A 13,590-nucleotide genomic window follows, 5' to 3' on the forward strand; every position below is an offset into this window, starting at 1 on the left:
GCTCCCGCTCCCGCTCCCGCTCCCGCTCCCGCTCCCGCTCCCGCTCCCGCTCCCGCTCCCGCTCCCGCTCCCGCTCCCGCTCCCGCTCCCGCTCCCGCTCCCGATGAACCTGAGGAGGTTGCGACCGTCACACTGACGTTCAGCGAGCGGGCGGGGCGATTCACCATCAAGGGAAGGTTTTTTGAGACCACCGCGGACCTAGGAGGCAAAGTAAGAGTCGAACTCCGGCGTCCGGGCACCACGGTTCCAGTGTTCTCTAACCCCGCGGTCTCTGTAAAACAGGACGGTACCTTCACTCTCAACGTCCCCGAAGAGTCGGTGAAAAGGTGCGGCGTAAAAATTAGAGCCGTCGTCATAGCGGAAGAGGGCTTTGTCCGTAGCCATGCCCCCGACAAGGGCGTCGATTTCCCGTGCCCGGATGAATGAGGAGGTTGAGGAAGACCAGTAGCCCGCGTCTCCTCTTCCCGCGCCCGGAGGAAGAGGCTGAGGAAGACAAAGGCGAGCTGGGGCGGCCCCTTTAGCCTAGGAATATTCAGAGCTGCCATATAAGCCGGGATAAACGATAAATCGGGATAACCGCGTGCTGCGGTTATCCCTTTTCTATGCATTTTAAATCAATGCGTCTTCAAATGTTTCTCCTGATTGGATCCAAGGCCGCGGTAAAGGCTGATATTTGCCAGCGGAATGAGCCCTGGAAACTTATTGACTGACAAATTGCCATGCTGTTTTGTGGACGATTTTGCGCCGATCCTTTCCGCCGCGCTAGACATTGAGCCGGTAGCCCCGTTTGATGACCGTCGCCACGAGCCTGGGGTTGGGCAGGGTCTGCCGCAGCCGGCTCATGGCCATGTCCAGGGCATGCTCGCCCTGCGCCTCCGGCAGCAGTTGCAGGAGCGTTTGCCGCGGCAGCACGGCGCCGCCGGCCTGCACCAGGGCGCGGAAAATCGTCATCAGGGTGGGGGAGAGATCGGCCCGTTTTCCGTCCAGCATGACGGTGCGTCCGCGCAGCTGCACCGTCCCCAGCGCAGTCCGGAAGCTCTCGGTCCGGTGCTCGTCCAGGTGCTCGCACACCAGCCGGATCAGTGCACCCATGCGGAAGCGCTCCGGCATGATCGGCTCGATTCCGGCATCGAGCAGCGGCTGCGCGGTCACGGGTCCGACGGCGGCCGCCACCACCTCCGTGCGGAACGCCTCAACCAGCCCGTCGTACAGGCCCAGTTCGTGCGCGGTGCTCCACAGAGCATCGACGGCGGGAGCGCTGGTGAATGTCACGACATCCAGTTGGCGGGCGGTAACGGCCTCGATCAGCCGCGGGACGCGGTCCCGGGCCTCATTCGGCTTGATCCAGCGGTACGGGGTGGCGGTCAGGACCCTGGCGCCGGCGGCCTGCAGCCGCTCCAGCTGGTGGACGTCGGTGTAACCGTGCAGCTGGACGGCGATGGTTTGGCCGGCGATGCCTTCCTGAAGCAGCATGTCCACGAGCGTGGAGGTGCGTTCGTCATGGCTGATGCCGGTGTCCTCCAGCCCGGCGGCCCGCACGGCACCGCGCGCCTTGGGACCGCGTACGTAGATCCGTGATCCTTCCAGTGCCGCTGCGAGTTCATCGCCGATTCCGGCGGCATCGGCCGCCTCGCTCCAGCGCCGCATCCCGTAGGCCGTGGTGATGACGGTGATGTCCGGCCTGGCCTGGATGATGGCGCGCGTGTCCCGGAGCAGGGCCAGGTCCTCGTCCACGGGCGCGATCCGCAGGACAGGGGCATGCAGAACCTGGGCACCGCGGCGCTCGAGGGCCGAGATGAGGTCCTCGGACCGCCGGTCCGAGGTGACGCCGATCCGGAAACCGGTCAGCGACGGACCGCTGGCGGGCAGCCGGCCAGCGCCGGCACCAGACACGCCGCCAGGAACGGGTGCAGTGCTGTGAGGCGCGGCTGCGGTCAAGGGATCCTCACTCCGTCCAGCAACACTCCGTCCAGCAACCCGGCCAGCTGCCCGGTGTCCGCTTCGGCCCCCAGGACACTGCCGGCGTCGTACCGGTGGCGGACGACCTCACCGATCACCAGCACGGCCGGGGACTTCACCCGGGCGGCGCCTGCCCTGGTGACAATGTCGGCCAGGGTGCCCGTGGTGGTGCGCTGCGAGGGGCTGTAGCCGCGCTCGATGATGGCCACCGGCATATCCGCTCGCATTCCGGCGCGGCGCAGCCCTACCGTCATATGCGGCAGCGTACCGACCCCCATCAGGACCACGACTGTGCCGCCCAGGCCTGCCAAGTGCGCGTGTTCCTCGTCGGTCAGCGGATCGTGCCCGGAGATCACTGTGAACTTGGTGCTGACGCCTCGGTGCGTCACCGGGATGCCGGCGGCAGCCGGAACGGAGACGGCACTGGTGACGCCCGGAATGACCGTCACCGGCACGCCGGCCCGGGCGCAGGCAGCTGCTTCCTCGCCGCCGCGGCCGAAGACGTACGGGTCGCCGCCCTTGAGCCGGACCACATTGTTGCCGTCCAGCGCGCTGGCCACCATGAGCCGTTCGATTTCCGGCTGCTCCACCTTGTGGTGGCCGGGCCGCTTGCCGACATCCACCAGCTCCGCGCCCGGCGCCAGCTCGGCCAGGTTGCGGTGCGGTGCCAGCCGGTCGTAGAAGACGACGTCGGCCTCCCGCAGCGCGTCCAGCGCGGCCTGGGTGAGCAGGTCCTCGCGGCCCGGGCCGCCGCCGACCAGTGTCACCCGGCGGCCCGGCGCCGCGGCCTTTTCGCGGACCAGAACGACGCCGTTCAGGCGGCAGGCCTGCGCCAGCGGCGCCCAGCGCGGGTCGCCGTCGTCTACGGCGGCGGCCAGGACGACGTCGGCCAGCAGCTCCGTGCGGTAGGCGGCCGGACACTCGAGGGTGCGGACCTGGGCACCGGCGGCATGGTAGCGGCGCACGACGCGCTGGGCCGCGGTGGCATTGCCCGCGACCAGGACGGGCAGGCCGGTGAGGTCGATATCGAGGTGCATGGTCAGGCCTCCTGGGAGTGGGTGCGGACGGGGATGGCGGCGCCCAGCAGCACGGGGCTGGCAGCGCGTTCTGCCTCGGTGGCGGGGCGGAGCTGCCCGCGCTGCGGAATGTAGGCCAGCGAGTCGTCCGCCTGGGTAGGAGCGTTGACGAAGGAACGGAAGCGGCGCAGCCTCTCAGGGTCCTTCAGCGTCGCGGCCCATTCGTCCTCGTAGGTGTCCACGTGCCGGGCCATGGCGGCTTCCAGGTCCGCCGCAATGCCCAGGGAGTCCTTCAGGACCACCTGCCGGACGTGGCCGATGCCGCCGTCGAGCTCCTCCACCCAGCGGGCCGTGCGCTGCAGCCGGTCGGCGGTGCGGATGTAGTACATGAGGTAGCGGTCGATGTACCGGATCAGCGTTGCGCTGTCCAGGTCCTTGGCCAGCAGCTGGGCGTGGGCCGGCGTTGCGCCGCCGTTGCCGCCCACGTACAGGTTCCAGCCGTCGGCGGTGGCGATGACGCCGACGTCCTTGCCGCGGGCCTCGGCGCATTCGCGGGCACAGCCGGAGACACCCATCTTGAGCTTGTGCGGAGCGCGCAGACCGCGGTAGCGCAGTTCCAGCTGGATGGCCATGTCCACCGAGTCCTGCACGCCGTAGCGGCACCAGGTGGAGCCGACGCAGGACTTCACGTTGCGCAGCGCCTTGCCGTAAGCCTGCCCGGATTCGAAACCGGCCTCCACCAGCTCCTTCCAGATGTCCGGCAGCTGCTCCAGCCGGGCGCCGAACATGTCGATGCGCAGGGCGCCGGTGATCTTGGTGTAGAGGCCGTACTTCTCCGCCACGCGCGCGATCACGCCCAGCTTTTCCGGGGTGATCTCGCCGCCGGGGATGCGCGGGACCACGGAATAGGTGCCGTCCTTCTGCATATTGGCCAGCGCGCGGTCGTTGGTGTCCTGCAGGGTCCCGCGGCCGCCGTCGAGCACGTAGGCCCCGTGCTGGGAGGCGAGGATGGAGCCGATGGCGGGCTTGCAGATGTCGCAGCCGCGCGCGCTGGTTCCTTCGGGCGCTGCTTGTTCGGGAGCTGTGCCGAACCGGGCCAGGATCTCCTCGAAGGATGCCAGTTCCAGGGCCCGGACGGCTTCGAACAGCTCGGCGCGGGAAAGGCTGAAGTGCTCGCAGAGCGCCTTGGAAACGGTGATGCCGTGCTTCGTGAGCTCGCCCTCCAGCAGCTTTTTCAGCATCGGAACGCAGGAGCCGCACTGGGTGCCGGCGCGGGTGCAGCCCTTCAGCGCCCCCAGTTCCCGGACAGGTTCCTGGCCTTCGCAGGCGCCGCAGCCGTTGACGGCGTCGCGGATGGAACCGGCCGCCACGTTGTTGCAGGAGCAGAGGATCGCATCGTCCGGCAGTTCGGTTTCCGGGGCGTCGCCGCCGCCGGCGGCGGACAGGTAGGCACCGGGTTCGGCCGGCAGCTCGCGGCCCAACAGCGGGCGCAGGCTGGTGTACGGGGCGGCGTCACCGACGAAGATCCCGCCGAGCAGCGTCTTGGCATCGTCCGTGACCACCAGCTTCTGGTAAACGCCGCGGGCCGGATCGGCGTAGACGATCTCCAGCGCACCGGGCTCCTGGGCAAAACAGTCGCCGAAGCTGGCCACGTCCACGCCGGAGAGCTTGAGCCTGGTGGCGGTGTCGAAGCCGGGAAAGGTGGCTTCGCCGCCGTGCAGGCGGTCCGCCACGACCTCGGCCATGGTGTTGGCCGGGGCCACCAGGCCCAGGCACATGCCGCCGTAGCTGGCCACCTCGCCGATGGCCCAGACGTTGGGGACGGAGGTGGAGCAGTCGTCGTTGATGGCGATGCCGCCGCGCGGCCCCAGCTCGAAGACTCCGGTTTCGCCCTCACCGGTGGCTGATTCCTGCGGCCGGGCCAGTTCGTCGCGCGGGCGGACGCCGATGGAAACGATCACCAGGTCTGCCGGGACCACCCGCCCGTCGGCCATTTCGACGCCGGTCACCTGCACTTCGGTGCCGTCGTCCGCCACCAGGACGGCGCTGGGGAATACCCCGCAGTGGACCTCGACGCCCTTGCCTGCGATCAGCCGGCCCAGCGCCTGGCCCGCGCCCTCATCCAGCTGCGTGTTCATCAGCCAGTCCGCCCCGTTGATGACGACGGCGTTGGCGCCCAGCTCCTGCATCCCGCCGGCCGCTTCCAGGCCAAGCAGCCCGCCGCCGATCGTGACGGCGTTGATCGTACGGCCCAGCTTCTCCGTCAGGCGCTCGACTTCCCGGCGAAGCGTCCAGACGTCCTCCAGCGTGCGGTACACGTGCGTGTGCTCGTTGCCGGGGATCGGCAGCCGGGCGGCGTTGGAGCCGGTGGCCAGCACCAGTTCGTCGTACGCATAACCGGTGCCGTCCTCGGTGACCACCTTGCGTGAAGCCGTATCGATGGAAACGGCTCGTGCGCCGGTAGCCAGCGTCACGGCATCGTGCTCCCACAGGGAGGCCTCGCCGAGGGTGAGGTCGACGTCGGACGTCAGCGCCTTGCTCAGCGCGACGCGGTCGTAGGGGAAGTGGACTTCCTCGGCCAGGACCGTCAGCCGGACGTTCTCCGTTTCCCGGGCACATATCGCCTCCACGAAGCGGTGCGCGGCCGGGCCGCCGCCGACGACGACGATTTCACGGACGGCGGGGGAACCGGGAGTGGGAGTCATGGCGGACCTTTCGACGGGTGCATTGCGATTGGAGTCCAGCCTAGGAAGCGGCCGTTGCCTCGCCATTTCCCATTTGTTTCCAGCACATGACTTCCTCACAACCCGGCGGGGTGCGGTGCGTGAGTGCCGTTTTACGGGGGTGAAACACAAGAACGGACCGCTGGAAACATGGGCTCACTAGCGTGGCTGACCATCCACAGAACTCGACGATCATCCACGACGAACGGGGAAAACGATGACCGAAATGCTGGCACCCGAACTGACTGCACCCGAACTGACTGCAGCAGACCTGACTGCGGACCGGGCCACTGCCTCCTGCGGCGTCTCCGCTTGGCACCGGATCTGCCGTCTCGAGGACCTGGAAACGGCCTGGGGTGAAGCGGCCCTGATCGAGAACCGGCAGGTGGCGCTGTTCCGCCTTTCACCCACGGAGGTCTACGCCGTTTCCCATCGCGATCCGGCCACCGCCGCCAATGTCATGGCCCGCGGCATTGTTGGGTCCAAGGGGGACCGGCCCACTATCGCCTCCCCGCTGCACAAGGAGGTCTACGACCTGCAGACGGGCGAATGCTTTGGGGATCCGTCCCTGTACCTGCGCACGTTCCCCACTCGTCTGGTGGACGGCTTCATCGAAGTTGGAGTCTGACGGATGATGCTGAGGGCGTGCACCGAGGCCGGCGTGGCGCTGCGGAGCGTCCGGCGCTGCTGGCAGCCTCGCACGGAACGTCCGATCCTACCGGCCAGGCCGCCATCGCCGCACTGGTCCGGGCCGTGGCACGGCAGCGGCCGCACCTGGACGTCGTTGAGGCTTTTGTGGACGTGCAGGAACCCGATGTTCCAGCGTCGCTGGCGGGCATCGAGCAGTCAGTGCGGATCGTGCCGCTGCTGCTGTCCGCCGGCCACCACGTGCACGTCGACCTGGCCGAAGCCGCCGTCGCCAAGGAAGGCACCGTCGTTGCCGCGGTACTGGGGCCGGACCGGCGACTGGCTGCCGTGCTGGCCCGGCGCCTGCAGCAGGCCGGACTGCGGCCGGAGGACCGCGTAGTTCTTGCAGCCGCCGGGTCGACCGATGCCCGGGCCGTGGCGGACTGCGAGCTGATGGCGCTGCTGTTGGGCAACGCGATCGGCAGGCCGGTGCGCTGCGGTTTCGTTTCTGTGACAGCCGTTGCCGCGCCCGCCCTTCCGGAGGCGGTACGGTCCGCCCGCGACCGTCTGGCCGGCAAAACCGGCCGTGTGGTCGTGGCGACGTATCTGCTGGCGCCGGGGTACTTCGCGACCCTGGCCGGACAGTGCGGGGCCGACGTCGTGACCATGCCGCTGCTCACGGCGTCGGACCCGCCCGCCCCCGAACTAGTGGATCTGGTGCTAGACCGCTACGACCTCCGCTGAGGGCCCAGCCCCACTCCGCAGCACACGTACGTTCCAGCTCCCCGCCCTCGCTGACTCCGCACGACGCGCACGTCTCAGCCCTGGGACGTGCGCGAGCTGCTGACCCTTCTATGGTGAGTGTCAAGCGAGCAGGGTCTGCAGTTGGCGGAAGATGGCGCGGGCTGCGTAGCGTTTCAGGGAACGTTTGATGTCCCGGTAGGTCCGGCCTTCGGCGGTGCGGCGTTCGGTGTATTTGCGGGTGGTTTCGTCGTGGGTCAGGCGGACCCGCACGATCACGTCCAGGGCCATGTTCAGCTGCCGGTCGCCGTGGCGGTTGAGCCGGTGCCTGACGGTGTTGCCGGAGGATGCCGGCAGCGGGGCCGCCCCGGCCAGGGCCGCGAAGGCGGCCTCGGAACGGATCCGGCCTCGGTGCGAGTACGCGGCCAGGATGATGGCGGCGGTGACCGGGCCAACGCCCTGCAGGTCCAAAAATCCCGGGGCGAGCTGCTCGACGAGGTCCTTCAGCTGCTCCTTGATCCGGTTCAGGTGCCGGGCGGCGTCCTTGACGGCGGCGGCGAGCCGGGCTGCTTCCTGCCGGGCGATCCGCTGATCGACGGTGTCGCAGGGGTGTTCCTCCCAGCCGGCGATCACGGTGATCTGGGCGTCGGTGAGGGCCTTGCGGGCATCAACATCCAGGTCGCAGGTGCGCACCAGCGCGTTGAGGGCATTACGGTCCGCGGTCCGGCGTACGTCCAGGCCCCGGCGGCCGGTCAGCAGCACGCGCAGGGCCGACCTCAGTCCGTCGGCGCGCGGGACCGCCAGGCTGGTCACGGGCCGGTGCAGCACCTGCCGGGCCGCTTCGAGCGCGTCAATCGGGTCGGACTTGCCGACGCCGGCGCGGGCCTGCCGGCGCGGCGGCTTTACCTCCGCCACCTCGATGCCGGCCCTCTTCAGGGCGCGGGTGAGTCCGGCACCGTAGGAGGAGGTTCCCTCCACGGCGGCCAGGATGTTCCCGTCCGTGTTCCGGCTGATCCAGGCGATGGCCCGGTCGATGCCCGCTGCGGTGGCGGGGAATGATTCGGTGGCCGTGCAGGCACCGGTGGCGGTGTCCACGATCGCGTAGGTGTGGGTTCTGGCGTGGGTGTCCACGCCAATGACGTGCCCGTACTTTTCTGCAACGATGGTCATCGCGGTGCTTTCCTTCCATAGGCGGGTACCGTCTCCGGCGCCGGCCTGGAAGGGTTCTTTCGAGGCAGCTCTCTAATGAGTCACAGGTGGCACCCTGGACGACCTTCTATCAAGCCATCGGAAGAGGACAGGCCGGCGCCGGCCCCACCGAACGGACACATCAGCAGAAAGACACCGGAACCGGGTCAGAGTCAGCGCGAGTCACGTTCAGCAGGACCGGCAGCCATCCTGCCAGCAGGCACCAGGCCAGCCACAACCATTAGAGAGTCAGCGGTCGGGGAGGGGCTGTGGTGTTAGAGGCCGAGGGCGACGCCGACGTCCTCGCGGACCCGATCGAGGGCCTCGCGTGCCTCCGTGCGCGCAGCGGCCAGCCGGTCCGCCGAGTCGACCGGCCGGATGACCTCCAGGTAGCACTTGAGCTTGGGCTCAGTGCCGCTGGGGCGGATGATCACCCGGGTCCGGTCCTGCGTCAGGTACAGCAGTCCCTCGGTCGGCGGCAGCGACGCGCTGCCCTGGGACAGGTCGACGACGGTCTCGACGGCGGCACCGGCGAAGGACTGCGGCGGATTCTCGCGCAGGCGGTTCAGCATGGCATCGGTCTCGGCGAGGCTGCCGACCCGGACCGACAGCTGGTCCGTGCTGTGCAGGCCGTGCTGCAGCGCGAGGTCGTCCAAGGTGTCGAAGAGCGTCTGGCCGCGGGCCGCCGCGTCCGCCGCCATTTCCGCGATCAGCAGGGCGGCGGACAGTCCGTCCTTGTCGCGGACCAGGTCCGGAGCCACGCAGTAGCCAAGGGCCTCCTCGTAGCCATACACCAGGTCGGGCACGCGGGAAATCCATTTGAAGCCGGTTAGGGTTTCCGCATGCCGGTACCCGGCGGCAGCGGCAATGCGGGACAGCAGCCGGGAAGACACGATGGAGTTTGCGAAGACCGGGGCCGGGCCGGCAGCGGCGGCAGGGTCCGCGCCGCCGTCCAGCCGTGCGGCGACATGGGCGCCCAGCAGGGCTCCCACCTCGTCACCGTGCAGCATCCGCCATTCGCCGGTGTGCGGGTCCTTGGCCGCCACTGCCGCCCGGTCCGCATCCGGGTCATTGGCCAGCACCAGGTCCGCCGCCGTTTCCTGTGCGGTCCGCAGCGCGAGGTCCAGTGCACCCGGCTCCTCCGGATTGGGGAAGGCCACGGTGGGGAAGGCCGGATCCGGATCAGCCTGCTCAGGCACGAGCGTGACGTCGTCGAAGCCCGCGCTGTTCAGGACCTTCAGGGCCGTCCGGCCGCCGACGCCGTGCAGCGGGGTAAGCACGATCTTCAGCCCGCGGGCACCGAACCGTTCCGGCCGGGCCAGGGCGGCCACGGCCGCCACGTACTCATCCTCGATGGTCTCCGGCAGCACCGTCCAGCCCTCCGGCGCCAGTTCGATGTCCCCGACGGGGCCGACGGCGTCGATCTGCGCGGCGATCTCGGCATCGTAGGGCGCGACGATCTGCACCCCGGCCCCGGCTTCCTCCACCACGCGGCCGCCCAGGTACACCTTGTAGCCGTTGTCCTGCGGCGGGTTATGGCTGGCCGTGACCATGACGCCGCCGTCGCAGTCCAGCGCGCGGACGGCGTAGGCGAGGATCGGAGTGGGCAGTGCGGAGGGCAGCAGGAAGGTCTGGATGCCCGCCGCGGTGAAAATGGCCGCGGTTTCCTGCGCGAAGATATCCGAGTTGCGGCGGGCGTCGAAGCCGACGACGGCGCGGGGCTGGAAGGTTCCGCTCCCGGCGATGTTCAGGCCCTTCTCCCGCAGGAAAGCCGCAATGCCTGCGGCGGCCCGGCGCACCACCACGCGGTTCATCCGATTGGGACCGGGGCCCAGGGCGGCGCGCAGCCCCGCTGTCCCGAACCGGAGGCTGCCGCTGAAGCAGTCCGCGAGCTCCTGGACTGCGTCTGCGCCCCCGACGTCCGCGCCGCCGGCATGGACCTGGCTGGCCCGGACGATCAGCTCCCGCAGTCCGGCAGCCGTTTCGGGGTCCGGGTCTGTTTCTGCCCAGGCCCGGGCCGTATCAATGAGCTGGGTCAGTTTGGATTCGGTGAGCGTCATGGGGGTCCTAGAGCTTGGCGATGATGTCTGCCAGCAGCCGCGAGATGCGGGGGCCGGCCGCCCGGCCGGCTTCAAGCACTTCCTCATGGCTGAGCGGAACCGGGCTGATACCGGCGGCCAGGTTGGTGACCAGCGAGATGCCGAAGACTTCCATACCGGCGTGGCGGGCGGCAATGGCTTCCAGCGCCGTGGACATGCCCACCAGGTCCGCGCCAATGCGCTTGGCGTACCGTACCTCGGCCGGAGTTTCGTAGTGCGGGCCGGGGAACTGGGCGTAGACGCCCTCCTCCAGCGCCGGATCCACTTCCCGGGCCAGCGCCCGGATCCGGGACGAGTACAGGTCCGTCAGATCCACGAAGGTGGCGCCTTCCAGCGGGGAGGCTGCCGTGAGGTTGATGTGGTCGCTGATCAGCACGGGCGTGCCGGGCTTCCAGTGTTCCTGCAGTCCACCGCAGCCGTTGGTCAGGACCATCACCTTGGCCCCTGCCGCCGCCGCGGTGCGGACGCCGTGGACCACGGCGCGCACGCCCCTGCCTTCGTAGAAGTGCGTGCGGGCGCCCAGCACCAGTGCGTGCTTGCCGGTGTCCGTGCGGATGGAACTGATAGTGCCGACATGGCCGACGACGGCGGGCGCCCGGAAGCCGGGAATGTCCGCTGCGGGGATGGTGGCGGTGGTTTCACCGATGAGGCCGGCGGCATTGCCCCAGCCGGAGCCAAGGACCAGGGCGACGTCGTGCTTTTCGACGCCGGTCTGCTCGGTGATGTAGCCGGCGGCGCTCTGCGCCAGGGCGAAGGGGTCCTGTGCCTGATCCGGATGTGCCGGATTTGCCTGTGCCGCGTCGGTAGGAGTAGTCACGATAACCAACCTACCGGCTGTGACAGGCCCGCTCCATCCGGAATGCTTATCGACGTTCTGCCCAAAGGTCTTTCCCCGTCCCGGGTATTCGTTCATGATTGGCATACGGGGCCAAACCGATGACAGATAAGGGGCAGACCGATGTCTGTGCACAGGCCCGACGATCCATTGGCGGGCACAGTTTCACGGGATTCTGGATTCTCCGGCCGAAGCATCTCCCGCCGTACCTTCGGAATGATCGCGGGCACTGCGGCTATGGCCGCTGCCAGCGTGTATGCCATCGCTTCGACCGGCGTGCGCACCGCGGCCCAAACCGCGAAGGCGTCATTCGGATCCGTGCGGATAGTCCGGGCGGGCCGCCAGGCCAGGTTCACGGCCAGCGGCCGGGCCACTTTCCGGACAACCCCCGGCCCATCCGACTTCAGCCGGCTGGCCAGCGTTTCGGCCGCAGCTCCCGCCGCCGCGGGCGGCCACGGCCATACCGGCGGGGACATCCCGGCCACCCCGTCCGGGCAACCGGTGAACGAAACCTGGGGGGACGTCGTCGTACTTGAAGTGGAAGTGGCCAATTCCGGGACGGAACCCCGGCTGTTCTCACCCGGCCAGATGCGGCTGAAGGTGGGGGAGGACGGGCCGACGGTCACGCCGCGGGACGCGAGCCGCGGGCCGGGTGCGATTCCGGCCGGGGTCACGGAAGTGGTGTGGGTCAGTTATCTGGCGCCGTCGGACGCGGGCGAGTTCTCGGTGGAGTTTACGGATCCGCAGCAGGACAGCCAGTTGGTGATGGGCGTTCCGCGTGTCCTAGAGGGCGCCACTGCGGACGGCATCGCACGGGCCTCCTAGGTCTCATTAACACCCACGGGCGCTCATTCCGCGATGACGGTGACGGTGCGGGTGGCCATGATGCTGGTGAACAGCCGGTCCTGGTGAACGTCGTTATCCCTTTGTGCCTCACCGGCCTGGCCGCGGAACCGGAAATGGTTTGAGCCGGGACAACCGATAGGACAGAATGGGGTTCTGTGACGACTCGACGTGATTCCAAGGCAATGAAGCTCGCAGTTCTCGGTGGCGGACCGGGCGGATATGAGGCAGCGATGGTGGCCGCCTCGCTGGGCGCCGATGTCACTGTTGTGGAGCGTGCCGGGCTGGGCGGTTCAGCGGTGCTGACCGACGTCGTACCTTCCAAGACGCTGATCGCGACCGCCGAATCCATGGCCCGCGCCAGCCAGGCCGGCGGCCTGGGAGTCATGGTGGGCGACCTGAGTGTGGATATGGAGCAGGTGAACAAACGCCTGCTGAACCTGGCCCGGGAACAGTCCGCGGACGTGCGCTACGGCCTGGAGAAGGCCGGCGTGAAGATCATCATGGGAACCGGGCGGCTGCTGGACAGCTGCCGGATCGAGGTTGAGGCCGACGGCGGCACCCAGGTGATCGAAGCAGACGCCATCCTGATTGCCACCGGCGCCCATCCGCGCGAATTGCCGACCGCCAAGCCGGACGGTGAGCGGATCTTCAACTGGACCCAGATCTACAATCTGCAGGACGTTCCCGAACACCTCATCGTCATCGGCTCCGGCGTGACCGGCGCCGAATTCGCCTCCGCCTACAACGGCCTAGGCTGCAAGGTCACCCTGGTTTCCAGCCGCGACCGCGTGCTGCCGGGCGAGGACGCGGACGCGGCGGAGGTGCTGGAGGACGTGTTCGCCGAACGCGGCATGAACGTGCTCTCGAAAACCCGCGCCGAATCCGTGGAACGCACCGGGGACGGCGTCCGCGTGACGCTGTCCGACGGCCGCGTCGTGGAGGGTTCGCACTGCCTGGTCGCCGTCGGCTCCATCCCCAACACCGCAGGGATCGGACTCGAGGAGGCAGGCGTGCAGCTCGCCGAAAGCGGCCACATCAAGGTCGACGGCGTTTCCCGCACCACCGCGCCGAACATCTACGCGGCCGGCGACTGCACCGGTGTGCTGGCGTTGGCCTCCGTGGCCGCGATGCAGGGACGCATCGCCGTGGCGCACTGGATGGGCGATATGGTCATGCCGCTGAAGCTGCACCAGGTCGCATCGAACATCTTCACGTCGCCGGAAATCGCGTCCGTGGGCGTGTCCGAAAAGGACCTGGCCACGGGCAAGTACCAGGGCGATGTGATCAAGCTGTCCCTGAAGACGAATGCGCGGGCAAAGATGCGCCACGTCAAGGACGGCTTCGTGAAGATCATTTCGCGCAAGGGGTCCGGCACCGTCATCGGCGGAGTCGTGGTGGGGCCGGGCGCCTCCGAACTGATCTTCCCGATCGCCCTGGCCTGCACCCAAAAGCTGCATGTCGACGACCTGGCCAACACCTTCACGGTCTACCCCTCACTGACTGGCTCCATCTCCGAGGCGGCCCGCCGCCTGCACGTGCACCTGTAGCGTCTCCGG

The 13,590-nt window shown here is 68.6% G+C and carries 10 protein-coding genes; 4 read left to right on the top strand and 6 right to left on the bottom strand.

Annotation, left to right across the window (positions count from 1 at the left end; all coding sequences use genetic code 11):
• Positions 1 to 762: 762 nt before the first annotated feature.
• From AC5RWU_RS15885 to nirB, 3 genes are read right to left on the bottom strand one after another with little or no spacing between them, the layout of a single operon-like run.
• Positions 763 to 1,938 carry a uroporphyrinogen-III synthase gene (locus AC5RWU_RS15885; protein WP_494028891.1) on the bottom strand — a complete coding sequence of 392 codons (1,176 nt, stop codon included), beginning with the start codon at positions 1,936 to 1,938 and terminating at the stop codon, positions 763 to 765.
• The gene (gene cobA / locus AC5RWU_RS15890; protein WP_494028890.1) at positions 1,935 to 2,996 is read right to left on the bottom strand and encodes a uroporphyrinogen-III C-methyltransferase; all 1,062 of its coding nucleotides are present in this window, start codon (positions 2,994 to 2,996) and stop codon (positions 1,935 to 1,937) included. The genes AC5RWU_RS15885 and cobA overlap by 4 nt, the downstream gene beginning before the upstream one ends.
• Before the next feature lie 2 nt (positions 2,997 to 2,998).
• Positions 2,999 to 5,680 carry a nitrite reductase large subunit NirB gene (nirB, locus tag AC5RWU_RS15895; protein WP_494028889.1) on the bottom strand — a complete coding sequence of 894 codons (2,682 nt, stop codon included), beginning with the start codon at positions 5,678 to 5,680 and terminating at the stop codon, positions 2,999 to 3,001.
• Positions 5,681 to 5,924: 244 nt separating this feature from the next.
• Between nirB and nirD the strand changes: the two genes are divergently transcribed.
• Positions 5,925 to 6,326: a nitrite reductase small subunit NirD gene (gene nirD, locus AC5RWU_RS15900; protein ID WP_494028912.1), complete on the top strand. Its 402-nt coding sequence runs from the start codon at positions 5,925 to 5,927 to the stop codon at positions 6,324 to 6,326.
• Positions 6,327 to 6,343: 17 nt separating this feature from the next.
• A complete protein-coding gene (locus AC5RWU_RS15905) occupies positions 6,344 to 7,069 on the top strand; it encodes a sirohydrochlorin chelatase (protein ID WP_494028888.1) in 726 nt (241 codons plus the stop codon).
• A 120-nt stretch (positions 7,070 to 7,189) separates the two neighbouring features.
• Here the strand turns inward: AC5RWU_RS15905 and AC5RWU_RS15910 are convergent, their stop codons facing one another.
• From AC5RWU_RS15910 to AC5RWU_RS15920, 3 genes are all read right to left on the bottom strand, one after another.
• Entirely contained in the window at positions 7,190 to 8,236 is a 1,047-nt protein-coding gene (locus AC5RWU_RS15910; protein ID WP_494028887.1) for an IS110 family RNA-guided transposase, read from the bottom strand.
• 293 nt (positions 8,237 to 8,529) lie between these two features.
• On the bottom strand, positions 8,530 to 10,314 hold the full coding sequence (locus AC5RWU_RS15915; RefSeq protein ID WP_494028886.1) for a phospho-sugar mutase: 1,785 nt from the start codon (positions 10,312 to 10,314) through the stop codon (positions 8,530 to 8,532).
• A 7-nt stretch (positions 10,315 to 10,321) separates the two neighbouring features.
• Positions 10,322 to 11,173, bottom strand: a complete 852-nt coding sequence (locus AC5RWU_RS15920) for a purine-nucleoside phosphorylase (protein WP_494028911.1) — start codon at positions 11,171 to 11,173, stop codon at positions 10,322 to 10,324.
• A 138-nt stretch (positions 11,174 to 11,311) separates the two neighbouring features.
• Between AC5RWU_RS15920 and AC5RWU_RS15925 the strand changes: the two genes are divergently transcribed.
• Entirely contained in the window at positions 11,312 to 12,013 is a 702-nt protein-coding gene (locus tag AC5RWU_RS15925) for a DUF4352 domain-containing protein (RefSeq protein WP_494037065.1), read from the top strand.
• Positions 12,014 to 12,216: 203 nt separating this feature from the next.
• Complete coding sequence (locus AC5RWU_RS15930) at positions 12,217 to 13,581, top strand: NAD(P)H-quinone dehydrogenase (RefSeq protein WP_494028910.1); 1,365 nt, start codon at positions 12,217 to 12,219, stop codon at positions 13,579 to 13,581.
• Positions 13,582 to 13,590 lie beyond the last annotated feature (9 nt).

The organism is Arthrobacter sp. B0427-1-12, assembly GCF_059092905.1.